Raw genomic sequence first — 21,645 nt, forward strand, 5'->3', positions numbered from 1 at the left:
GCCACGCCAACCCCGACTCCCTCATCGCCATGATCCACCTCTGCCTCGGCGGAATCAGCCTCCCGCTACCCACACAAAGGTGAGGAGACGGACATGTGTACGAGACGCGCCAAGGGTTCTCCACAGTGGGTCGGACAGAGGCCTCCTCACCTTGGGCACGGCGATGAGCACCGCGGCGGCCGTGGCGATGACGACCGAGTTCGGGCATCCGACCAGGGGGCCCAGAATCGGGCCAAGGGTCGGGCCCAGGACCGGGCCCCCTCGCTACCGCTCACGCACGACGCGGCCCTCGTCCCAGACGGGCTCCGTCGTCTCGCGGACCTGGCCGTCCGCACCGAAGACGAGGAACCGGTCGAAGCCGCGGGTGAACCACCGGTCGTGGGTGACCGCCAGCACGGTGCCCTCGAACGCGGCCAGACCGGCCTCCAGCGCCTCCGCAGAGTGCAGGTCGAGGTTGTCCGTCGGCTCGTCCAGCAGGAGCAGGGTCGCGCCGGACAGCTCCAGCAGCAGGATCTGGAACCGCGCCTGCTGGCCGCCCGAGAGCGAGTCGAAGGTCTGCTCACCGGACCTGGCGAGCTCGTAGCGGTCGAGCACGCGGGCGGCCTCGTCGCGCGGGCGGCCCCGGCGGTGCTCGTCCCCCCGGTGCAGGATCTCCAGGAGGGTCCGCCCGAGCAGGGAGGGGTGGTCATGCGTCTGCGCGAACCATCCCGGACGCACCCGCGACCCGAGGCGCGCCGTCCCCGTGTGCGGGACAGGTGCCGGGACCACGTCGCCGACGGGCCGGTGCTCGACCTCGGGGTCGGACCCGCCGGCAGCCAGCAGCCGCAGGAAGTGCGACTTGCCCGAACCGTTGGAGCCGAGCACCGCGACGCGTTCGCCGAACCACACCTCCAGGTCGAACGGCTCCATGAGCCCGGTGAGCCCCACGCCCTCGCAGACCACCGCGCGCTTGGCGGTCCGCCCACCCTGCAGCCGCATCGTCACCTGCTGCGGGACGGCCACGGCCTCCGGCGGCCCGGCGTCCTCGAACTTGCGCAGTCGCGTCTGCGCCGCGTGGTACTGACTGGCCATATCGGCGTTGTAGGACGCCTTCTGCTTGTACATCAGCATCAGCTCGCGCAGCTTGGCGTGCTCCTCGTCCCACCGTCGCCGCTGCTCCTCCAGGCGCTCGTTGCGCTGGACACGCGCCTCGTGCCACGTGGCAAAGCTCCCGGGATGCACCCAGAGGGACGCCCCGGCGGTGCCCTGCTCCAGGGTCGCGACCCGGGTGGCGGCACGGGAGAGCAGCTCGCGGTCGTGGCTGACGAACAGCACCGTCTTGGGCGACTCCCGCAGCTGCCCCTCGAGCCACTGCTTGCCCGGGACGTCCAGGTAGTTGTCCGGCTCGTCCAGCAGCAGGACCTCGTCGGGCCCCCGCAGCAGCGCCTCCAGCGCCAGCCGCTTCTGCTCCCCGCCGGAGAGGGTGTCGGTCGTGCGCCACTGGACCTTCTCGAACGGGACACCCAGCGCGCTGACCGTGCACACGTCCCAGAGGGTCTCGTAGTCGTAGCCGCCCACGTCCGCCCAGTCGGACAGGGCCTGGGCATACGCCATCTGGGACGGTTCGTCGTCAACCGTCACCACGGCATACTCGGCCTGGTCCAGCGCGTCGGCCGCCTCGCGGACCGGGGCTGGCGCGACCGAGACCAGCAGGTCCCGGACGCTCGGCGGCTCGCTGGTGTCCCGTCCCATCGTCCCGATGAACTGGCGCATCACACCGAGCCCCCCGGTGCGGGACAGGGACCCCTCCCTGGCCACCAGGTCACCCGCGATCAGCCGCAGCAGAGTGGTCTTGCCGGTGCCGTTCGGCCCGACGAGAGCGACCTTGGCGCCCTCCCCCACCCGCAGCGAGACGTCGCGCAGCAGGGGCCGCCCGTCCGGGAGGGCGAAGCTGACACCGTTGACCTCGAGATGACCCACGGAGCCCATTGTCGGTGGTGCCCACAGTGGCACCAAGTGGATATGGGGCCAGCGGCCCCGGTCGGCGCCCACTCTTCCGGCTGGCCGCCGCGGCGCGACCTCACTACTGTCGGGGACAGACGGCCCGGCACAGCCGGGCCGCGTCCGCACCCGATCCGACAGGAGCGTGTTCCATGGCTGAGAAGCAGGACTACACCACCGCGACGGACCACGGCGACGAGCCCTACGTCGTCGACATCGAGCAGGAGACGCTGGGCAACGACGAGTTCCGCAGGACGCTGTGGACCGGCAAGCACCTCCAGCTCACCGTCATGAGCATCGACGTCGGCGATGACGTGGGCCTGGAGGTCCACCCCGAGAACGACCAGTTCCTGCGCGTCGAGAAGGGCAAGGGCCGCACCGAGATGGGCCCGGCCGAGGACGACCTGCCCTTCACCCGGGACGTCGAGGACGACGACGTGATCCTCGTCCCCGCCGGCACCTGGCACAACGTGGTCAACACGGGCGACGAGCCGCTGAAGCTCTACGCGCTCTACGGGCCGCCGGACCACGAGCCGGGCACCGAGCACCCGACCCACGAGGACGCGGAGAAGGACCCCAACGAGGGATAGCGCTCACCCGGCCAGGAAGGAGAAGCGCACCTCCCGCTCGGTGTTGTCGACGTTGAGGTCGACCAGGCAGATGCTCTGCCACGTGCCGAGCGCCAGCCTGCCGGCAAGGACAGGCACGGAGCAGTATGGCGCGAGGAGACCTGGCAGGACGTGTGACCGTCCGTGCCCACGGGAGCCGTGACGGTGGCGCCAGCGGTCGTCCGCCGGGAGGAGGTCGGCGAGCGCGGCGAGCAGGTCGTCGTCCGACCCTGCCCCGGTCTCGATGATCGCCAGGCCGGCCGTGGCGTGCGGGACGAACACGTGGAGCAGACCGTCGCCCCGACCGCTCACGAAGGTGGACGCGTCGTCGGTCAGGTCGAGAACGACCTCCGTGTGACCGGTGTCGTAGCTGCGCACCTCGGACTCCATGGGCCGGCTCCTCAGCTGTGCTCCAGGCAGCGGGTGGACCACGGACGCACCTCGAGGCGCCCGGGCAGGATCTGTGCACCGCACACCTCGCACAGGCCGTAGCTGCCCTCGTCCAGCCGGAGCAGGGCCCGGCGCACCTGGTCCAGGATGTCCTGCAGGTTGTCGTGGGCACCCACCGCGGTGAGCCGGTCGACGGCCATCGCGGTCCCGTCGCCGACTCGCTTGCCGAAGCTGATCGCCCCCTGGTCCTGCTCGGGGCGGGTCAGCCGCGCCATCTGCTCGAGCAGGTCGTCCTCCTTGGCGAGCAGGGTCTCGCGGATCTCGACAGGGTCCATCGTCCTACTCTGCCAGGTCACCGGTAGCGGCGCCGGGGAGCTCCGCCGCGACGTCGCGGATGGCCGCCAGCGTCCGCTGGACGGCGATGCGGCGGGCGCGGTCGGGTCGCTGGATCGCCATGATGTGCCTGCCGGTCTCCACACCGGCCAGGGGCGCCAGCACCAGGTCGTCCCGGGGCCGGGTGGTGAACCGCGGCAGCACCCCCAGACCACACCCTGCGGCCACCAGCGCCTCGACGAGCCGGTTGTCACGCACCCACTGACGCACGTCGAGGGAGGCGCCCGTGCGGTCCTCGATCGCCCGGAGGACCGAGTCGAACGGGAAGCCGAGGGGCACGCCGATCCACGGCGCCGCGACGAGCTCAGCCGGTTGGAGCGGCCCGTGACCGGCGAGCCGGTGGCCAGCGGGCAGGGCGATGTCCAGCGGCTCCCGCACGATCCGGGTGACCAACAGACCCTCTGTCCCGGGCGGCGGCCGCTCCCGGAGGGAGTGTCCGATGACGAGGTCGTGGTCCTTGGCCAGCCCGGCCCAGTCGGCCTCCGCGACATCGGCGTCGTGGCACTCCACCCGGATCCCGGTGCCCTCGAGCGCGACCAGGGCACGGGGCAGCAGGTACTCGCCCGCACTGGGCAGGGCCATCACGGACACGGTGCCGCTCGGCTCGTCCCGGTAGGCGTCCCACTCCGCCTGTACGTCGGCCAGGACCGTGGCGACGTCCGCCGCGCGACGAGCCAGGAGCTCACCCGCACCGGTCAGCCGCAGACCCCGACCTGCTGGCTCGACCAGCTGTGCCCCGAACTCCCGCTGGGCGGTCTGCAGCTGCTGGGACACGGCCGAGGGCGTGCGGTAGGTGGCCCGGGCGACCGCCGTCACGCTGCCACGCTCGGACAGCTCGCGGAGGAGCTCCAGGTGCCGCACGTCCATGTAGGCAGCCTATAAGGACAACCCAGTAGATGTCGCTTGTCCTTCACTGTCGTGTCGGGGAGGCTGGAGCCGTGCCCGTCCTCCACCGCCTCCTCGCCGTGTCCGTCGCCGTGATGTGGGGCCTGAACTTCACCGCCATCCACGCCTCGCTCGAGCACTTCCCGCCGTTCTTCCTGGTTGCCCTGCGCTTCCTGGTCCTCGCGGTGCCGACGATGTTCCTGGTGCCGTGGCCGCGCGTGCCGGTCCGCTGGCTGGTGGGGTACGGCCTGGGCTTCGGCACCCTGCAGTTCCTCTTCCTCTACTGGGGCATGGCCACCGGCATGCCGACCGGCCTCGCCTCGCTGGTGCTCCAGGCCTCGGCGCCCTTCACGGTCGTCCTCGGCACGGTGTTCCTGCGGGAGCGGGTGTCCGGCATCCAGCTGCTGGGCATCCTGCTCGCCGTGGGCGGCCTGGCGGTCGTCGGCCTCCACCGGGCACAGGTGGCGGCGGTCCTGCCGTTCCTGCTCACCCTCGCGGGCGCACTGGGCTGGGCGGTCGGCAACATCTGCAACAAGCAGGCGCGCCCCGCCAACTCCCTGCACCTCACCCTGTGGATGTCCGTCGTCCCGCCCCTGCCGATGCTCGCGGTCTCGCTCGCGGTCGAGGGCCCGACCCGCATCGTCGAGTCGCTGACCACGGCCCTCGCCCCGGAGGCGCTGCCGGCCCTGCTCGGCCTGGCCTACACCGTCGTGATCGGCACCGTCGTCGGCAGCGGCATCTGGACCTGGCTGATGACCCACCACCCGGCGGGCGTGGTCGCGCCGTACTCGCTGCTGGTCCCGGTCGTCGGCATGCTCGCGGCGTGGCTGGCCCTGGGCGAGACGGTGAGCCCCGTCGAGATCGCCGGCGGCCTCGTGGTGGTCACCGGGGTGCTGCTCGGCTCCCTGCGTCGCCGCCCCCGGGCAGCTGTGACGCCCACGCCCCGGCGCACTCCCGAGCCGGTGGCATCGGCCTAGCGGCAGCGCACACCGTCTCGGGAGGCTCGCTCGAACGACCCGCTCAGGCCTCTCTCAGGTCCCCGGCGCGTCCGCGGTGTAGTGCACCCCGGTGAACTCAGAGCGCCAGGCACTGACCTCCGGCGCCACCGTCGCCGGGTCCACGGAGGGCTGTAGGCCACGCTCGATGAGGTCTGCCAACCGTGGCATGTCGGACACCTGCATCCCGATCCGGGCCAGCTCCGGGGTGCCGAGCCGTAACCCGTTGACGTCCCCCTCCACCGGGGTGTCGGGCAGACCGATGCCGCACGCGAGGAGGTTGGCCCGGCGCAGCCGCGCGGCGGCCTGTTGACCACCACCCCATGGCTGCGCCCGCACCGCGAACTGGTGCGACTCGGTGGGGGCAGACGCGTGGCCGAACACCTCCAGGCCCCGCGCGTGCAGGTCACCGGCCAGGGCACCAGCCAGCTCGACCATCCGGGTGGCGTAGGCCGGGCCACGGCTCTTCCAGTCCAGCAGGGTCACGGCCAGCGCAGCGGACACGGCTGCGTCGAAGTTGGCGGTCAGGCCGGGGTAGGCGATGGCGTCGAGCTTCTGGGCAAGACCGGCGTCGTTGGTCAGGACGAGCCCGCCGGCCGGCCCGCCGAGGCTCTTGTAGGTGCTCATCGTCATCAGGTGCGCCCCCTGCTCCAGCGGGTTGGGCCACACGCCGCCGGCGATGAGCCCGCACAGGTGGGCCGCGTCGAAGAGGACGACGGCGCCCACCTCGTCGGCGACCTCCCGGACAGCGCCCACGGGGTGCGGGTGCAGGTTGAGGCTGCTGCCGACCGTGATCATCCGCGGACGGACCTCGTGCGCCAGGACCCGCAGGGCCGCGACGTCGACGGTGTATCCCGAGGCATCCACCGGGGCCGGGACGGTCGTCAACCGGGCCATCCCCGCCGACCCGTCGCGGTGATGGGTGACGTGACCGCCGATGCTCGGCGGCGGCGCGATGATCGTGTCGCCGGGCTCGCACGTGGCCAGGAACGCATACAGGTTGGCGATCGCTCCCGAGGGCACGCGGATCTCCGCATAGGAGGCCCCGAAGACCTCCGCAGCCAGCTCCGCGGCGATGACCTCGATCTCCTCGACGGCCTCCAGCCCCATCTCGTACTTCGCCCCCGGGTAGCCCAGGGACGGACGCGACCCGAGACCGCTGGCCAGCAGCGCCTCGGCGCGGGGGTTCATGACGTTGGTGGCCGGATTGAGGTTGAAGCACTCACGGTCGTGGATCTGTCTGTTGCGCACCGCGAGCTCCTCGACCGCAGCGAGCGTCTCCGTCACCGTCCGGCCGGCCGTGCGCCGGGCCAGCGAGCTCACCAGGCGTTCGCTGTCCTCGGGGACCCAGGGGCGGGGGTTGAGGGCGGTCACGGCCGGGCACCCCCTGCCTCGCCCAGGGACCGTATGCTGCGGGCCTGCTGTGCGCGGGTGCCCAGCTCCTCGTCGGGTGGGTAGACGATCTCCTCCAGGCAGAGGCCGTGCGCCGGCATGACCGTCACCCGCGGGTCGCGCACCTGCCCGGCGAGGATCTCGGCCGGCCAGCCCACGGCATACTGCCCCTCCCCGACGGGGACGACAGAGCCCACCAGGGCCCGGACCATGCTGTGGCAGAACGCATCCGCCACGACCGTCCCGAGCAGTATGCCGTCCGCTCCCCTCTCCCACGTGTAGCCCAGGAGCGTGCGGACCGTGGTCGCGCCCTCCCGCCTCCGGCAGAACGCGGCGAAGTCGTGCAGCCCGGTCAGGGACTGCGCCGCGGCGTCCATCGCGCGCTCGTCCAGAGGCTTCTTGTGCAGCACGGTGTCCCGCCTCCGCAGCGGGTCCAGCGTCGCGGGCCGGTCGCAGATCCGGTAGGTATAGCGACGGCGCACCGCGGAGAACCGGGCGTCGAAGGTGTCCGGCACCACCCGGACCGCGCGCACGACGATGTCGGGCGGCAGGACCCCGGCCAGGCGGGTGACCGCCGCCTCCGGCGGCGGCCGGTCGGAGCGGCCGGGCAGGCGGTCCCAGGCGGACGGGTCGATGTCGGCATGGGCGACGGAGCCGCGGGCGTGCACACCGGCATCGGTGCGGCCTCCAACGGTGAGGCGCGGCGGGTCCGTGCGCAGGATCGTGCCCAGGGCCGTCGCCACCTCGACCTCGACCGTGCGCAGCCCCGGCTGGGCGGCCCACCCCGAGAAGTCGGTGCCGTCATAGGCCAGGTCGATCCGGATCCGCACCCTCAGAACCTACCTGGCGGCAGCTGCGGACCCTCACCCGCACGGTCCGGCGTCTTGGAGCAGGTCCGACGTCTGAGAGCCGGCTGCAGGAGGCTCCAAGATGCTCCACACGCTCCAGGACGAGCGCGGTGTGCCCGTTCAGCGCGTCTCCCAACGGGGGAGCGCGGTGTGCCCGTTGGGCCCCGGACGCGTGAGCGCCCGCCTCCCACGGGGGAGACGGGCGCTCACGGCGTCGCGGACGGGACGACTCAGGCGTCGTCCGTGTCGGTGCCGATCTCGGCGCCGGCGTCGGCGGACTGGGCGGCAGCGCCACCGGCCGGCTCGAAGCCAGCGGCCTCGGCGGCCTCGGCGGTGCGGAACCAGACCTCGGCCTCCGTGGCGTCGTACCAGCGGGAACCCTCGACGTGGTACTTCATCGAGTCCTTGTTGCCCTTGACGGTGAAGCCCTCGGGCGCGGAGCCGTCCTCGGTCGCCGCGGCCGAGTCCGGACCGAAGCCGCCGTCAGCGGCGTCCTCGGTCTTGACCGTGTTGGCGGCCTCGGTGGTGTCCTCGGTGACGGTCTCGTTGACCTCGACCGTCTCGGCCGGGGCGGCCACCGGAGCGACCTCGGTCGCCTCGGCCTCGGCAGCCTCAGCGTCCTTGGCGGCGCGCTTGGTGGCACCCTCGGCCTGCGTGACGACGGCCTTCTTGGCCACCGGCTCGCGGACCAGCTCGATCACGGCCATGGGGGCGTTGTCGCCCTTGCGGGCCGCGATCTTGGTGATGCGGGTGTAGCCACCCTGACGCTCGGCCATGTCCGGCGCGATCTCGGTGAACAGGCGGTGCACCACGCCCTTGTCGCGGACGGTGGCCAGCACCTTGCGACGGTTGTGCAGGTCGCCGCGCTTGGCGAAGGTCACCAGGCGCTCGGCCAGCGGGCGCAGGCGCTTGGCCTTGGCCTCGGTGGTGGTGATGCGGTCGTGCTCGAACAGGGCGGTGGCGAGGTTGGACAGGATCAGGCGCTCGTGCGCCGGACCGCCGCCGAGGCGCGGGCCCTTCTTGGGGGTAGGCATAACTCAGGTCTCCTAAAGGGAATCAGTACTGCTCGTCCTCGGCGAAACTGGCGTCGCCCTCGTCCTCCAGGTCCTCGGACAGGTCCGCCTGCGCCGGGTCGAACCCGGGCGGGCTGTCCTTGAGGGCCAGGTTCATCTCGGCCAGCTTCTCCTTGACCTCGTCGATGGACTTCGCACCGAAGTTGCGGATGTCCAGCAGGTCGGCCTCGCTGCGGCTCACGAGCTCGCCCACGGTGTGGACGCCCTCGCGCTTGAGGCAGTTGTAGGACCGAACCGTCAGGTCCAGGTCCTCGATCGGCAGGGCCAGGTCGGAGGCCAGCGCGGCGTCGGTCGGCGACGGGCCGATCTCGATGCCCTCGGCCTCGACGTTGAGCTCACGGGCCAGCCCGAACAGCTCGACCAGGGTCTTGCCGGCGGAGGCCATGGCGTCACGCGGGGCCATCGAGTTCTTGGTCTCGACGTCCAGCACGAGCCGGTCGAAGTCGGTGCGCTGCTCGACACGGGTCGCCTCGACCTTGTAGGTCACGGCGAGCACCGGCGAGTAGATGGAGTCGACCGGGATGCGGCCGATCTCCTGGTCACCGGACTTGTTCTGCTGCGCCGAGACGTAGCCACGACCGCGCTCGACGGTCAGCTCCATCTCGATCTTGCCGCTGTCGTTCAGCGTCGCGATGTGCAGGTCCGGGTTGTGCACCTCGACACCGGCCGGCGGCGCGATGTCGGCAGCGGTGACGGGACCGGCGCCCTGCTTGCGCAGGTACATGATGACCGGCTCGTCGTGCTCGCTGGAGACGACGAGGGTCTTCAGGTTGAGGATGATCTCGGTGACATCCTCCTTGACCCCCGGGATGGTCGAGAACTCGTGCAGCACACCGTCGACGCGGATGCTGGTGATCGAGGCGCCGGGGATGCTGGACAGCAGGGTCCGACGCAGGGAGTTGCCGAGGGTGTAGCCGAAGCCAGGCTCCAGCGGCTCGATGGAGAACCGCGACCGGGACTCGGACACGACCTCCTCGGACAGGGTGGGACGCTGTGCGATGAGCACGGTGTTTTCCTTTCCACGGGCGACCGCTATATGACGCCCAGTGAGCTGCCGGCCGAAGCCGGCTCACGGCATACCTCTGTCTGTATGCCGTGTGGTCCGAACTGCCGGGAGCGCTCCGCTCCCGTTCGGGTTGGTTTCCCGGAACAGCCAGGAACTCGCGAGCCTGCGAGCTCCTGGCCGTTCGGGGGGGGTCGGAGGGGGCGAGGCCCCCACCTGACTAGTTCTTCGAGTAGAGCTCCACGATCAGCTGCTCGGTGAGGATCGTGTCGATCTGCTCACGCGTCGGCAGCTGGTGGATCAGGATCTGCAGCGAGCCCGGGACGACCTTCATCCAGGCCGGGACGGGACGGTCACCGAAGGTCTGGCGGGCCAGCTCCAGCGGGAACTTCTCGACGGACTGCTTGCGGACCGTGATGATGTCGTACTGCTCCACGCGGTAGGACGGGACGTCCACGCGCTGGCCGTTGACCTCGAAGTGACCGTGGGTCACCAGCTGGCGGGCCGCACGACGGGTGCGGGCCAGGCCGGCGCGGTAGATCACGTTGTCGAGGCGGGACTCGAGGATGGTCAGCAGGTTGCTGCCGGTGCGGCCGGGACGACGGGCGGCCTCGGCATAGTAGCGGCGGAACTGCTTCTCCATCACGCCGTAGGTGAAGCGGGCCTTCTGCTTCTCCTGCAGCTGGGTCAGGTACTCCTTCTCCTGGCTGCGGCGACGGCCGTGCTGCCCCGGGGGGAACGGACGCAGGTCGAAGTTCTTGTCGCCACCGACGAGGTCGACCTTGAGCCGGCGGGACTTCTTGGTGATGGGTCCGGTGTAACGGGCCATGTTGTTTCCTTACCTTCCCTTCCGGATCTCAGACGCGACGCTTCTTGGGCGGACGCACACCGTTGTGTGCCTGGGGGGTGACATCAGAGATGGCACCGACCTCGAGGCCCGCAGCGGTGAGCGAGCGGATCGCGGTCTCACGACCGGAGCCGGGGCCCTTGACGAACACGTCGACCTTGCGCATGCCGTGGTCCATGGCGCGACGGGCAGCCGCCTCGGCAGCCATCTGCGCGGCATACGGGGTGGACTTGCGCGAGCCCTTGAACCCGACCTGGCCGGACGAGGCCCACGAGATCACAGCACCCGTGGGGTCGGTGATCGAGATGATGGTGTTGCTGAACGTGCTCTTGATGTGAGCCTGCCCGTAGGCGACGTTCTTCTTTTCCTTCTTGCGCACCTTGCGGGCGCCGGCCGTACTACGGCTCTTGGGGGGCATTCATTTCTCCTGACGTTGGGAGCAAGTGAGGGTGGCCAAGCAGCGAACTACTTGGCGGCCTTCTTCTTGCCGGCGACGGTCCTCTTGGGACCCTTGCGAGTGCGGGCGTTGGTCTTGGTGCGCTGACCGTGCACCGGCAGGCCACGGCGGTGCCGCAGTCCCTGGTAGCTGCCGATCTCGACCTTGCGGCGGATGTCGGCTGCCACCTCACGGCGCAGGTCACCCTCGAGGCGGAAGTTGCCCTCGAGGTGGTCACGCAGCTTGACCAGCTGCTCGTCCGTCAGGTCCTTGACACGGGTGGCCGGGTCGACGCCCGTGGCCTCCAGTGTCTGGTCGGCGCGGGTGCGACCCACGCCGAAGATGTAGGTGAGAGCGACCTCGACGCGCTTCTCGCGCGGGAGGTCGACACCGATGAGACGTGCCATGTGGCTGTTCTCCTGGTTTCGTGCGGAGGTCGTGGGGCAGCACCGGTCCGCATCCTCTGTGGTGGGCACTGGGCCCGCGGTCCCCGGCCTCCGCGCCGGGGGTGACGTCCCGCAAATCGGGGGTCGGGTGCTGCGTACTGCTTCAGTTGTGTCGTCGTGGTCGAGCCGCGACCTGTGCTGGGCGGCGGATGCCGTCCGGCGTGATCAGCCCTGGCGCTGCTTGTGGCGCAGGTTCTCGCAGATCACCATGACCCGCCCGTTACGGCGGATCACCTTGCACTTGTCGCAGATCTTCTTGACGCTCGGCTGAACCTTCATGTTCTGGTGCCGTCTTTCGGATCTGGTGGGTGGATGCTGGTCTGGTGCGGGCACGGGGCCCACGCCGGGTCAGCGGTAACGGAAGACGATGCGTCCGCGGGTGAGGTCGTACGGGCTGAGCTCCACCACGACCCGGTCCTCGGGGAGGATCCGGATGTAGTGCTGACGCATCTTGCCCGAGATGTGAGCCAGCACAACGTGACCGTTGGTCAGCTCGACTCGGAACATCGCGTTCGGGAGGGCCTCCACAATGGTGCCCTCGATCTCAATGACGCCTTCCTTCTTCGCCATGTCCTCCACATTTCTGAGCAACCGTGCCGGGTCCTGGAATCGACCGTGGCCGACCCGGGAACCGTCGCGGTCACAGGGTTGATTGCACTGCACGGCCCACCACTCGGGCACCCCTCACGGGGCCCAGACGTGGACCGACGACCTAGTCTACGCCACGAGGCCGTCCCAGCACCAATCGCGGTCGTGCTGACAGCGGCTCCGGTCAGGCCGGCCGGGCGAGGGCGGCGCCGAGCTCGGACAGCTTCTCGCGACCACCGTCCAGTGCCGTGAGCACCCACAGCCCGGCGTCGGTGACCGCCACGGTGTTCTCCCAGTGGGCGGCGCGGGAGCCGTCGTTGGTGATGACGGTCCAGTCGTCCTCGAGGGTCGTGGTCTCGATGGTGCCCAGGGTGATCATCGGCTCGATCGCCAGGGTCGCCCCGGAGGGCACCGTCGGCACCTTGGACGCGACCGAGTAGTTCGGCACGTTGGGGTCCATGTGCATCTCGGTGCCGATGCCGTGACCGACGTAGTCCTCGAGGATCCCGTAGGTGAGCTCCCGGCCCGCGGCACGGTGACGCTCCATCGCCCCCTCGATGCTGCCCTCCACCGCGTCACCGATCGCGAAGAGCCGGTCGCCGGCGCGCAGCGCGGCGATGCCGGCCCACATGGCGGCCTCGGTGTCCTCGACGAGGGCGACGTCCTCCGGCCGGCCGGCTGCTGCCCCACCGACGATCAGCGAGATCGCGGCGTCCCCGTGCCAACCCTGGTGGATCGCACCGCAGTCGATGGAGACCAGGTCGCCGTCACGCAGCACCCGCTCCCCCGGTATGCCGTGCACGACCTCCTCGTTGACGCTCACACAGAGCGAGCCGGGGAAACCGTGGTAGCCCTTGAACGACGGGACGGCGTCGAGGCTGCGGATGTGCTCCTCGGCCAGCGCGTCGAGCCGCCCGGTCGTGACGCCGGCGACCGCGTGCTCACGCATCAGCTCGAGGGTGCGGCCGACGACGAGGCCGGCCTCACGCATCAGCAGGATCTGCTCGGTGGTCTTGCCCTCGATCTTGGGCCGGCGCAGGAAGGACATCGGCAGCAGGCTCAGAGGGCCGAGCCGTTGACGCCGTTGGTGCGGGTGTCCAGGGCCTCCTGGATCCGCGCCGAGACCTCCTCGACCGTGCCCATCCCGTCGACCTGGCGCAACAGGCCGCGCTCCCGGTAGACCTGGGCCAGCGGGGCGGTCTCCTCGGTGTACTTGTCCATGCGCGCCCGGATGACCTCCTCGGTGTCGTCCGCGCGACCCTGCTCCTGGGCACGGGCCAGCAGGCGCTGGACGACCTCGTCGGTGTCGACGACGAGTTCGAGCACCGAGTCGAGGCCGGCCCCCTGGTCGGCCAGCATCTCGTCGAGCGCCTCGACCTGGCCGACGGTCCGGGGGTAGCCGTCCAGCAGGAAGCCGGTGGAGGCGTCGGGCTGGGTGAGCCGGTCACGGACGATCGCGTTGGTGACCTCGTCGGTCACGTAGCCCCCGCTGTCCAGGATCTCCTTGACCTGCAGGCCGAGCTCGGTCTCGTTGGCGATGTTGGCGCGGAAGATGTCACCGGTCGAGATCGCGGGGATGGCCCGCTGCTCGGCGATCCGCGCTGCCTGGGTGCCCTTGCCCGCACCGGGAGGGCCGAGGATGATCATGCGCATCAGCGGAGGAACCCTTCGTAGTCGTGCTGCTGGAGCTGGGACTCGATCTGCTTCACGGTCTGCAGGCCGACACCCACGATGATGATGATGGACGCGCCGCCGAAGGGGAAGTCCTGGCTGGTGCCCAGGACGTTGAACGCGATCAGCGGGATCAGCGACAGGATGGCCAGGTAGATCGCACCCGGCGTGGTGATGCGGTTGACGACGTACGCGAGGTACTCGGCCGTCGGTCGGCCGGCGCGGATGCTCGGGATGAAACCGCCGTACTTCTTCATGTTGTCCGCGACATCGGTCGGGTTGAAGGTGACCGAGGTGTAGAAGAAGGCGAAGAAGATGACCATCGCGGTGTACAGCACCATATAGACCCAGTGGGTGTCCTGGCCGCTGACGCCCATGCCGAGGTAGCGGTTGACCCAGCTGACCCACTCGGGCGGCGCCGAGCCGTCGGACGGGGTGTTGAACTGACCGATCATCGTCGGGAGCATCAGGATCGAGCTGGCGAAGATGATGGGGATGACGTTGGCCATGTTCATCTTCAGCGGGATGTAGGTGGACGTGCCGCCGTACTGGCGCCGTCCGATCATGCGCTTGGCGTACTGCACCGGGATGCGCCGCTGGCACTGCTCGACGAAGACGACCAGGGTCATGATGACCAGGCCCAGGGCCAGGACCATGATGAGGGTGTTCACGGACTTCTGCTGGATGACGGCCAGCGAGCTCGGGAAGCCGGCGGCGATCGCGGTGAAGATGAGCAGCGACATACCGTTGCCGACGCCACGCTCGGTGATCTGCTCGCCCAGCCACATGATCAGGCCCGTGCCGGCGGTCATCGTCAGGACCATCAGGACGATGACGGGGATCGACTCCTCGGGCATGACCGTCGAGCAGGTCGTGCCGAACAGCGAGGAGGGGTTGCGCGCGAAGGTGATCAGCGTCGAGGACTGCAGCACCGCCAGACCGATGGTCAGGTAGCGGGTGTACTGCGTCATCTTCGTCTGCCCGGCCTGACCCTCCTTCTTGAGCTCCTCGAAGCGCGGGATGACCACGGTGAGCAGCTGCACGATGATGGCCGCGGTGATGTAGGGCATCACGCCGAGGGCGAAGATCGACAGCTGCAGGAGCGCGCCACCGCTGAAGAGGTTGACCATCCCCAGTGCGGCGTTGGTCGAGGTCGCCATGTCCTGGCAGCGCTGGACCAGCCCGTAGTCGATCCCGGGTGCGGGGATGTGGCTCCCCAGCCGGAAGATCGCCAGGATTCCGAGCGTGAAGAGGATCTTCTTGCGAAGATCAGGCGTCTTGAACGCCCGCACGAATGCGGAAAGCACGAGGATTTCCTCCCAAGGTCCCGCTGCGGCGGGCTCAAGCAGTGATCCGGGTGACGATAACACCCGGGGGGGTGGAGCGGACGAAGCCCCGGGTGCCTGGTGGCACTCCGGGGCTTCGTCAGGTCAGGGCGATCTGGGCGAGGTGAGCCGTGGCACGGTGGTGGGGACCTCCGAGCCGGGGTCTCATCTCAGGCCTCGGTGACCGATCCGCCAGCAGCCTCGATCTTCTCCTTGGCGGTGCCGGAGAAACGGACGCCGGTGACCTGCACGGCCACGGTGATCTCACCGGTGCCGAGGACCTTGACGGGCAGGTCCTTGCGGACGGCGCCCTTGGCGGCCAGGTCCTCGGCCGTCACGGCGCCACCCTGCGGGTAGAGCTCGGACAGCCGGTCGAGGTTCACGACCTGGTAGGTGGTCTTGAACCGGTTCTTGAAGCCACGGAGCTTGGGCAGCCGCATGTGCAGCGGGGTCTGCCCACCCTCGAAGGCCTCCGGGACCTGGTAGCGGGCCTTGGTGCCCTTGGTGCCCCGTCCGGCGGTCTTGCCCTTGGACGCCTCACCACGACCCACACGGGTCTTGGCGGTCTTGGCTCCCGGGGCGGGACGCAGGTGGTGCACCTTCAGGGCGCTGGTGCGCTCGGCACCGGTGTTGACGGTGTCAGCCATCGTCAGTCAACCTCCTCAACGGTCACCAGGTGGGCGACCGTGCGGACCATGCCCCGGAACTCCGGGCGGTCCTCCTTGACGACCGAGTGGCCGATGCGCTTGAGGCCCAGCGAACGCAGGGTCTCGCGGTGCATCTTCTTGCCACCGATCTCGGACTTGATCTGGGTCACCTTGAGCTGAGCCATCACGCACCTGCCTCTGCGCGCGCCCGCAGCATCGCTGCCGGTGCCACGTGCTCCAGGGGCAGACCGCGGCGTGCCGCGACAGCCTCAGGCTGCTCGAGGTCCTTCAGCGCCTGCACTGCGGCGTGCACGACGTTGATCGCGTTGTCCGAGCCCAGCGACTTGCTGAGCACGTCGTGGATGCCCGCGCACTCCAGGACCGCACGCACGGGGCCACCGGCGATGACACCGGTACCCGGGCTGGCCGGACGCAGCATCACGACGCCTGCGGCGGCCTCACCCTGCACGGGGTGCGGGATGGTGCCGGCGATGCGGGGGACGCGGAAGAAGTTCTTCTTGGCCTCCTCGACGCCCTTGGCGATGGCCGCGGGCACCTCCTTGGCCTTGCCGTAGCCCACGCCCACGGTGCCGTCGCCGTCGCCGACCACGACGAGCGCGGTGAAGCTGAAGCGGCGGCCACCCTTGACGACCTTGGCCACACGGTTGATCGTGACGACGCGCTCCAGGTACTGGTTGCGCTCTTCCTCCCGGCCACCGCGACGGTTGTCGCGGTCCCGGTTGTCACGGCCGCCGCGTCCGCGACGGTCCGAGTTGCTGTCGGTGCCGCTGGTGGCACCGGTCCCACGGCGCTGGTTGTCAGCCATCAGACGGTCCTCTTCTCATTCAGGTTGATCGCGGTCACAGGGACAGACCGCCCTCTCGTGCACCGTCGGCGATCGCGGCGACGCGACCGGCGTAGCGGTTGCCACCGCGGTCGAAGACCACGGTCTCGACACCGGCAGCCTTGGCCCGCTCGGCGAGGAGCTCGCCGACACGCTTGGCCTTGGCGGTCTTGTCGCCCTCCATCGCGCGCAGGTCGGCCTCCATGGTCGAGGCGGACGCGAGCGTGCGGCTCGCGTCGTCGTCGACCAGCTGGACGAACACGTGCCGGGAGGAGCGGTTCACGACCAGGCGGGGACGCTCGGCGGTGCCCACGATCTTCTTGCGCAGACGGGTGTGCCGGCGGATGCGGGCAGCATTCTTGCCCTGGGCACGCTTGATGATCATTGCCATGGCTTACTTACCAGCCTTTCCGACCTTGCGGCGGATGTGCTCACCCTCGTAGCGCACACCCTTGCCCTTGTAGGGGTCGGGCTTGCGCAGCTTGCGGATGTTCGCAGCCACCTCGCCGACCTGCTGCTTGTCGATCCCGGAGACCGAGAACCGGGTCGGGTTCTCGACCTGGAAGGAGATGCCCTCGGGCGCCTTCACCAGGATCGGGTGGGAGTAGCCGAGCGCGAACTCCAGGTCGCTGCCCTTGGCCACGACGCGGTAACCGGTGCCGTGGATCTCGAGCTTCTTGGTGTAGCCGTTGGTGACGCCCTCGACCATGTTGGCGATGAGGGAACGCGTCAGCCCGTGCAGTGACCGGGACTCACGCTCGTCGTTCGGGCGGGACACCTCGAGGGCGCCGCCCTCACCGGTGGCCACCGTGATGGGCTCGGCCACAGCGTGCTCGAGCTGGCCCTTGGGGCCCTTGACCTTGACGGTGCTGCCGTCCAGGGTCACCTCCACACCAGTGGGCACGGTGACCGGAAGTCGTCCAATACGAGACATGTTTCTTAATCCTCCGTTCTCACCAGACGTAGGCGAGGACTTCCCCACCTACACCCTTCTGGGCCGCCTGCCGGTCGGTCAACAGGCCGGAGGAGGTGGAAATGATGGCCACACCGAGACCGCCGAGCACGCGGGGCATGCCCGTGGACTTGGCGTACACGCGCAGACCGGGCTTGGACACCCGGCGCACCCCGGCGATGGAACGCTCGCGGTTGGGGCCGTACTTGAGGTCGATCACCAGGGTCTTGCCCACCTCGGCGTCCTCGGCGGACCAGCCACCGATGTAACCCTCGGCGAGCAGGATCTCGGCGATGTGCGACTTGAGCTTGGAGAACGGCATACGGACCTCATCCTTGTGCGCCGAGTTGGCGTTTCGGATGCGGGTCAGCATGTCCGCGATCGGGTCGGTCATTGTCATTGGGCTTCGTGCCCTTCCTCACCGCGGTTTCAGCCACCTGGAGGGTGGCCGACCTGCGATGTAGCAGTGCGTGGATGTGTGGGGTGCGGGATTACCAGCTGGACTTGGTGACGCCGGGCAGCTCGCCCCGGTGCGCCATCTCGCGCAGGCAGATCCGGCACAGGCCGAACTTGCGGTACACCGAGTGGGGACGGCCGCAGCGCTGGCAGCGGGTGTAGCCGCGCACCTTGAACTTCGGCTTGCGGTTGGCCTTGTTGACTAGTGCAGTCTTCGCCACGGGTCAGTTCTCCTTGAACGGGAAGCCGAGTGCACGCAGCAGGGCGCGCCCCTCGTCGTCGTTGGTGGCCGACGTCACCACGGTGATGTCCATGCCACGCACGCGGTCGATCTTGTCCTGGTCGATCTCGTGGAACATCGACTGCTCGGTCAGACCGAAGGTGTAGTTGCCCCGACCGTCGAACTGCTTCGGGGACAGGCCGCGGAAGTCACGGATGCGGGGCAGGGCCAGGGCCAGCAGGCGGTCCAGGAACTCCCACATACGGTCGCCGCGCAGCGTCACGTGCGCGCCGATCGGCATACCCTCACGCAGCTTGAACTGCGCGATCGACTTGCGCGCCTTGGTCACGGCCGGCTTCTGCCCGGTGATCGTGGCCAGGTCACGGATGGCGCCCTCGATCAGCTTGCTGTCGCGGGCCGCCTCGCCGACACCCATGTTCACGGTGATCTTGACGATCCCGGGAACCTGCATGGTGTTGGCGAAGCCGAACTCCTGGAACAGTGCCGGCTTGATCTCGTCGGCGTAGCGCTGCTTCAGGCGCGGCACGCCGCGCTCCTCCACAACGGTGGTCTCGGTGGTGGTCTCGGTCGTCATCACAGGTCCTTACCCGAGCGCACGGACACGCGGGTGCGCTGCTGCTTGGTCCGGCCGTCGCGCTCGACGCTCTCGACGCGGGTGCGGACCCTGGTCGGCTTCTTGGTCTCGGGGTCCACGACCGCCACGTTGCTCACGTGGATCGGGGCCTCGACGACCTGGATGCCGCCGGTGTTCACACCCTCGTTGTCACCTGCACGGGTGTGCTTGGTGACGCGGTTGATGCCCTCGACGAGAACCCGGTTGGTCTCGGGGTACACGGCAATGACGCGACCCTGCTTGCCACGGTCGCCGCCCTTTGCCTGGGTGCGCCCGCTGATGACCTGCACCAGGTCGTTCTTCTTGATGCGGATCTTCGCCATGGTCAGATCACCTCCGGGGCCAGCGAGACGATCTTCATGAACTTCTTGTCACGCAGCTCGCGCCCGACCGGGCCGAAGATGCGGGTGCCGCGGGGGTCCCCGTCGGCCTTGAGGATCACGGCGGCGTTCTCGTCGAACTTGATGTAGGAGCCGTCCGGACGACGACGCTCCTTCTTGGTGCGAACGATGACAGCCTTGACGACGTCACCCTTCTTCACGTTTCCACCGGGGATGGCGTCCTTGACCGCGGCCACGATGGTGTCACCGACGCCCGCGTAGCGGCGGCCGGAGCCACCGAGCACGCGGATGCAGAGGATCTCCTTCGCACCGGTGTTGTCCGCGACACGCAGTCGCGACTCCTGCTGGATCACTGTCAAACTCCTGTCGTCGAGCCGGTTCTCCCCCGGTCGCACCGGGTAAGCCTTGCCGAACGTTGTGGATGAGTGGTTCTACTGGGCCCCCGATGTGTGGGGGGTACACGGGGGGCGGAGCCCCCCGTGCGTGTGACTACTTGGCCTTCTCGAGGATCTCGACGACGCGCCACCGCTTGGTCGCGGACAGCGGACGGGTCTCCATGATGAGGACCAGGTCGCCGACACCGGCGGCATTCTCCTCGTCGTGTGCCTTGACCTTGCTGTTCTTGCGCAGGACCTTGCCGTAGAGCGCGTGCTTGACGCGGTCCTCGACACTGACCACGACGGTCTTGTCCATCTTGTCGCTCACCACGTAGCCCTGACGGGCCTTGCGGTAGTTGCGGCCGGACTCCTCCGTGGCCTGCTGGGCCGGGGTCTCGATGTTGTCGCTCATCGTCAGCCCACCTTCTCCTTCGTGGTCTCCTCGGTGTCGGCCCCGGGCTCGCGACCGATGCCGAGCTTGCGCTCGTTCATCTCGGTGTAGATGCGCGCGATGTCCTTGCGGACGGCACGCAGCCGGCCGTGGCTCTCCAGCTGACCGGTGGCCGACTGGAACCGCAGGTTGAACAGCTCCTTCTTGGCCGCCGCCAGGGCGTCGGCCAGCGCGTCGGCCTCCAGGCCTCGCAGCTGCTCCGGGGTCAGGTCCTTGCTTCCGACCGCCATCAGATGTCACCACCCTCACGCGCGATGAAGCGGCACTTCATCGGCAGCTTGTGCATTGCCAGGCGCATCGCCTCACGGGCGACGTCCTCCGAGACACCGGAGAGCTCGAACATGACGCGGCCCGGCTTGACGTTGGCGACCCACCACTCGGGAGAGCCCTTACCCGAACCCATGCGGGTCTCGGCAGGCTTCTTGGTCAGCGGACGGTCCGGGTAGATGTTGATCCAGACCTTTCCGCCACGCTTGATGAAGCGGGTCATTGCGATACGAGCGGACTCGATCTGACGGTTGGTGACGTAGGCGGGCTCGAGGGCCTGGATGCCGTAGTCACCGAACGCGATCGTGGTGCCGCCCTTGGCAGCGCCACTCCGACCGGGGTGGTGCTGCTTACGGTGCTTGACTCGACGTGGAATCAACATCAGGACTGCTCTCCCTCAGAACTGGCCGGGGTCTCGGTGGCCGGAGCCTCCGCAGGAGCCTCGGCCGGGGTCTCGCCGCCGACCTGGTCGCGGCGGTCCCGGCGGGGGCCGCGGGCCGGACGGTCGTCACGACGCGGGCGGCCGGGACGCGACGGGGCGGCGGCCTGCTCGCGGGCGAGCTCCTTGGCGGTCATGTCGCCCTTGTAGATCCACACCTTCACGCCGATGCGACCGAACGTCGTGCGGGCCTCGTAGAAGCCGTAGTCGATGTTGGCGCGCAGGGTGTGCAGCGGGACGCGGCCCTCGCGGTAGAACTCCGAGCGGGACATCTCGGCACCACCGAGGCGGCCGGAGCACTGGATCCGGATGCCCTTGGCACCGGCGCGCAGGGCGGTCTGCATGCCCTTGCGCATCGCGCGACGGAAGGTCACGCGGGCAGCGAGCTGCTCGGCGATGCCCTGGGCGACCAGCTGGGCGTCCACCTCGGGGTTCTTGACCTCGAGGATGTTCAGCTGGACCTGCTTGCCGGTGAGCTTCTCGAGCTCCCCGCGGATGCGGTCGGCCTCGGCGCCACGGCGACCGATGACGATGCCAGGACGAGCGGTGTGGATGTCCACACGGACGCGGTCACGGGTGCGCTCGATCTCGACCTTGCTGATGCCGGCCCGGTCCATACCGGTCGACATGAGGTTGCGGATCGCCACATCCTCCTTGACGTAGTCGCGGTAACGCTGACCCGGCTTGGTCGAGTCAGCGAACCAGCGGCTGCGGTGGTCCGTGGTGATCCCCAGGCGGTAGCCGTTGGGGTTGATCTTCTGCCCCATTAGCGGGCACCTCCCTGCTTCTCGCCCACCAGCACAGTGATGTGGCTGGTGCGCTTGAGGATGCGGCTGGCGCGGCCCTGGGCCCGCGGCCGGAACCGCTTCATCGTCGGGCCCTCGTCCACGAAGGCCGCGGTGACGACGAGCCGGTGCTCGTCGAACGGCTGAGCGGTCTGGTCGGCAGCGTAGCGCGCGTTGGCGATGGCGCTGTTCAGCACCTTCAGCACCGGCTCGCTGGCGCCCTGCGGCGCGAACCGCAGGACCGCGATGGCCTCGTCGGCCGCCTTGCCGCGGATCATGTCCACGACACGGCGAGCCTTCTGCGGGGTGACGCGCACGAAGCGCGCCTGGGCCCTGGCTTCCATGGTGGTTC

General features: G+C 69.3%; 33 protein-coding genes. 2 read left to right on the top strand and 31 right to left on the bottom strand.

Annotated features, from left to right (window positions below; translation table 11 throughout):
- Window positions 1-264: 264 nt before the first annotated feature.
- Window positions 265-1,959, bottom strand: coding sequence for an ABC-F family ATP-binding cassette domain-containing protein (locus DA085_RS15585; protein WP_109474039.1), 1,695 nt, complete (start codon window positions 1,957-1,959; stop codon window positions 265-267).
- 173 nt (window positions 1,960-2,132) lie between these two features.
- Between DA085_RS15585 and DA085_RS15590 the strand changes: the two genes are divergently transcribed.
- Window positions 2,133-2,570, top strand: a complete 438-nt coding sequence (locus DA085_RS15590) for a cupin domain-containing protein (protein WP_109473911.1) — start codon at window positions 2,133-2,135, stop codon at window positions 2,568-2,570.
- A gap of 3 nt (window positions 2,571-2,573) precedes the next feature.
- Here DA085_RS15590 and DA085_RS15595 read toward each other — a convergent pair whose 3' ends face one another.
- Genes DA085_RS15595 through DA085_RS15605 form a run of 3 tightly spaced genes read right to left on the bottom strand, consistent with a single transcriptional unit; the run spans window position 2,574 to window position 4,238 of the window.
- Window positions 2,574-2,978 (bottom strand): YjbQ family protein, encoded by a 405-nt coding sequence (locus tag DA085_RS15595; protein ID WP_109473912.1) that lies wholly within the window; start codon window positions 2,976-2,978, stop codon window positions 2,574-2,576.
- Window positions 2,979-2,989: 11 nt separating this feature from the next.
- Window positions 2,990-3,313, bottom strand: coding sequence for a TraR/DksA family transcriptional regulator (locus DA085_RS15600; RefSeq protein ID WP_109473913.1), 324 nt, complete (start codon window positions 3,311-3,313; stop codon window positions 2,990-2,992).
- 4 nt (window positions 3,314-3,317) lie between these two features.
- Window positions 3,318-4,238 (bottom strand): LysR family transcriptional regulator, encoded by a 921-nt coding sequence (locus tag DA085_RS15605; RefSeq protein WP_109473914.1) that lies wholly within the window; start codon window positions 4,236-4,238, stop codon window positions 3,318-3,320.
- Between the two features lie 71 nt (window positions 4,239-4,309).
- On the opposite strand from DA085_RS15605, the gene DA085_RS15610 reads away from it, so the two are divergent.
- Window positions 4,310-5,233: an EamA family transporter gene (locus tag DA085_RS15610; protein WP_109473915.1), complete on the top strand. Its 924-nt coding sequence runs from the start codon at window positions 4,310-4,312 to the stop codon at window positions 5,231-5,233.
- A 54-nt stretch (window positions 5,234-5,287) separates the two neighbouring features.
- Here the strand turns inward: DA085_RS15610 and DA085_RS15615 are convergent, their stop codons facing one another.
- From DA085_RS15615 to rplV, 27 genes are all read right to left on the bottom strand, one after another.
- On the bottom strand, window positions 5,288-6,625 hold the full coding sequence (locus tag DA085_RS15615) for a serine hydroxymethyltransferase (RefSeq protein ID WP_109473916.1): 1,338 nt from the start codon (window positions 6,623-6,625) through the stop codon (window positions 5,288-5,290).
- The gene (gene truA / locus DA085_RS15620; protein WP_109473917.1) at window positions 6,622-7,473 is read right to left on the bottom strand and encodes a tRNA pseudouridine(38-40) synthase TruA; all 852 of its coding nucleotides are present in this window, start codon (window positions 7,471-7,473) and stop codon (window positions 6,622-6,624) included. The genes DA085_RS15615 and truA overlap by 4 nt, the downstream gene beginning before the upstream one ends.
- A 248-nt stretch (window positions 7,474-7,721) precedes the next feature.
- Window positions 7,722-8,525: a 50S ribosomal protein L17, sunset domain variant gene (rplQ, locus tag DA085_RS15625; protein ID WP_109473918.1), complete on the bottom strand. Its 804-nt coding sequence runs from the start codon at window positions 8,523-8,525 to the stop codon at window positions 7,722-7,724.
- Between the two features lie 22 nt (window positions 8,526-8,547).
- Complete coding sequence (locus DA085_RS15630; RefSeq protein WP_109473919.1) at window positions 8,548-9,570, bottom strand: DNA-directed RNA polymerase subunit alpha; 1,023 nt, start codon at window positions 9,568-9,570, stop codon at window positions 8,548-8,550.
- A 217-nt stretch (window positions 9,571-9,787) separates the two neighbouring features.
- Complete coding sequence (gene rpsD / locus DA085_RS15635; RefSeq protein ID WP_109473920.1) at window positions 9,788-10,396, bottom strand: 30S ribosomal protein S4; 609 nt, start codon at window positions 10,394-10,396, stop codon at window positions 9,788-9,790.
- A 28-nt stretch (window positions 10,397-10,424) separates the two neighbouring features.
- The gene (gene rpsK, locus DA085_RS15640) at window positions 10,425-10,832 is read right to left on the bottom strand and encodes a 30S ribosomal protein S11 (protein WP_109473921.1); all 408 of its coding nucleotides are present in this window, start codon (window positions 10,830-10,832) and stop codon (window positions 10,425-10,427) included.
- A 47-nt stretch (window positions 10,833-10,879) separates the two neighbouring features.
- A complete protein-coding gene (gene rpsM / locus DA085_RS15645) occupies window positions 10,880-11,257 on the bottom strand; it encodes a 30S ribosomal protein S13 (protein WP_109473922.1) in 378 nt (125 codons plus the stop codon).
- A 204-nt stretch (window positions 11,258-11,461) separates the two neighbouring features.
- Complete coding sequence (gene rpmJ, locus DA085_RS15650; RefSeq protein WP_006592630.1) at window positions 11,462-11,575, bottom strand: 50S ribosomal protein L36; 114 nt, start codon at window positions 11,573-11,575, stop codon at window positions 11,462-11,464.
- 69 nt (window positions 11,576-11,644) lie between these two features.
- Entirely contained in the window at window positions 11,645-11,866 is a 222-nt protein-coding gene (gene infA / locus DA085_RS15655; RefSeq protein WP_109474040.1) for a translation initiation factor IF-1, read from the bottom strand.
- A gap of 202 nt (window positions 11,867-12,068) precedes the next feature.
- Complete coding sequence (gene map / locus DA085_RS15660; RefSeq protein WP_109473923.1) at window positions 12,069-12,932, bottom strand: type I methionyl aminopeptidase; 864 nt, start codon at window positions 12,930-12,932, stop codon at window positions 12,069-12,071.
- A gap of 11 nt (window positions 12,933-12,943) precedes the next feature.
- Window positions 12,944-13,537, bottom strand: coding sequence for an adenylate kinase (locus tag DA085_RS15665; RefSeq protein WP_109473924.1), 594 nt, complete (start codon window positions 13,535-13,537; stop codon window positions 12,944-12,946).
- A complete protein-coding gene (gene secY / locus DA085_RS15670; protein ID WP_109473925.1) occupies window positions 13,537-14,862 on the bottom strand; it encodes a preprotein translocase subunit SecY in 1,326 nt (441 codons plus the stop codon). Before secY ends, DA085_RS15665 begins: the two co-directional genes overlap by 1 nt.
- Window positions 14,863-15,050: 188 nt before the next feature.
- Window positions 15,051-15,527: a 50S ribosomal protein L15 gene (gene rplO, locus DA085_RS15675; protein ID WP_109473926.1), complete on the bottom strand. Its 477-nt coding sequence runs from the start codon at window positions 15,525-15,527 to the stop codon at window positions 15,051-15,053.
- A gap of 2 nt (window positions 15,528-15,529) precedes the next feature.
- The gene (gene rpmD, locus DA085_RS15680; protein WP_109473927.1) at window positions 15,530-15,712 is read right to left on the bottom strand and encodes a 50S ribosomal protein L30; all 183 of its coding nucleotides are present in this window, start codon (window positions 15,710-15,712) and stop codon (window positions 15,530-15,532) included.
- Entirely contained in the window at window positions 15,712-16,353 is a 642-nt protein-coding gene (rpsE, locus tag DA085_RS15685; protein ID WP_109473928.1) for a 30S ribosomal protein S5, read from the bottom strand. Before rpsE ends, rpmD begins: the two co-directional genes overlap by 1 nt.
- 34 nt (window positions 16,354-16,387) lie before the next feature.
- Window positions 16,388-16,762, bottom strand: coding sequence for a 50S ribosomal protein L18 (gene rplR / locus DA085_RS15690; protein ID WP_109473929.1), 375 nt, complete (start codon window positions 16,760-16,762; stop codon window positions 16,388-16,390).
- Window positions 16,763-16,765: 3 nt separating this feature from the next.
- Window positions 16,766-17,305, bottom strand: a complete 540-nt coding sequence (gene rplF / locus DA085_RS15695; RefSeq protein WP_109473930.1) for a 50S ribosomal protein L6 — start codon at window positions 17,303-17,305, stop codon at window positions 16,766-16,768.
- A gap of 19 nt (window positions 17,306-17,324) precedes the next feature.
- The gene (gene rpsH, locus DA085_RS15700; RefSeq protein ID WP_109473931.1) at window positions 17,325-17,723 is read right to left on the bottom strand and encodes a 30S ribosomal protein S8; all 399 of its coding nucleotides are present in this window, start codon (window positions 17,721-17,723) and stop codon (window positions 17,325-17,327) included.
- A 91-nt stretch (window positions 17,724-17,814) separates the two neighbouring features.
- A complete protein-coding gene (locus tag DA085_RS15705; protein WP_109473932.1) occupies window positions 17,815-18,000 on the bottom strand; it encodes a type Z 30S ribosomal protein S14 in 186 nt (61 codons plus the stop codon).
- Window positions 18,001-18,003: 3 nt separating this feature from the next.
- Entirely contained in the window at window positions 18,004-18,594 is a 591-nt protein-coding gene (gene rplE, locus DA085_RS15710; protein WP_109473933.1) for a 50S ribosomal protein L5, read from the bottom strand.
- Complete coding sequence (rplX, locus tag DA085_RS15715) at window positions 18,594-18,956, bottom strand: 50S ribosomal protein L24 (protein WP_109473934.1); 363 nt, start codon at window positions 18,954-18,956, stop codon at window positions 18,594-18,596. The genes rplE and rplX overlap by 1 nt, the downstream gene beginning before the upstream one ends.
- Before the next feature lie 2 nt (window positions 18,957-18,958).
- On the bottom strand, window positions 18,959-19,327 hold the full coding sequence (gene rplN / locus DA085_RS15720; RefSeq protein WP_109473935.1) for a 50S ribosomal protein L14: 369 nt from the start codon (window positions 19,325-19,327) through the stop codon (window positions 18,959-18,961).
- Between the two features lie 136 nt (window positions 19,328-19,463).
- Window positions 19,464-19,763 carry a 30S ribosomal protein S17 gene (gene rpsQ, locus DA085_RS15725; protein WP_109473936.1) on the bottom strand — a complete coding sequence of 100 codons (300 nt, stop codon included), beginning with the start codon at window positions 19,761-19,763 and terminating at the stop codon, window positions 19,464-19,466.
- Window positions 19,764-19,765: 2 nt separating this feature from the next.
- The gene (gene rpmC, locus DA085_RS15730; protein WP_109473937.1) at window positions 19,766-20,032 is read right to left on the bottom strand and encodes a 50S ribosomal protein L29; all 267 of its coding nucleotides are present in this window, start codon (window positions 20,030-20,032) and stop codon (window positions 19,766-19,768) included.
- Window positions 20,032-20,451 carry a 50S ribosomal protein L16 gene (rplP, locus tag DA085_RS15735; RefSeq protein ID WP_109473938.1) on the bottom strand — a complete coding sequence of 140 codons (420 nt, stop codon included), beginning with the start codon at window positions 20,449-20,451 and terminating at the stop codon, window positions 20,032-20,034. Before rplP ends, rpmC begins: the two co-directional genes overlap by 1 nt.
- Window positions 20,451-21,275 (bottom strand): 30S ribosomal protein S3, encoded by an 825-nt coding sequence (rpsC, locus tag DA085_RS15740; protein WP_109473939.1) that lies wholly within the window; start codon window positions 21,273-21,275, stop codon window positions 20,451-20,453. The genes rplP and rpsC overlap by 1 nt, the downstream gene beginning before the upstream one ends.
- Window positions 21,275-21,637 (bottom strand): 50S ribosomal protein L22, encoded by a 363-nt coding sequence (rplV, locus tag DA085_RS15745; protein WP_109474041.1) that lies wholly within the window; start codon window positions 21,635-21,637, stop codon window positions 21,275-21,277. Before rplV ends, rpsC begins: the two co-directional genes overlap by 1 nt.
- Window positions 21,638-21,645 lie beyond the last annotated feature (8 nt).

The organism is Ornithinimicrobium cavernae, from assembly GCF_003121625.1.
In the GTDB taxonomy this organism is placed as follows: Bacteria; Actinomycetota; Actinomycetes; order Actinomycetales; family Dermatophilaceae; genus Ornithinicoccus; species Ornithinicoccus cavernae.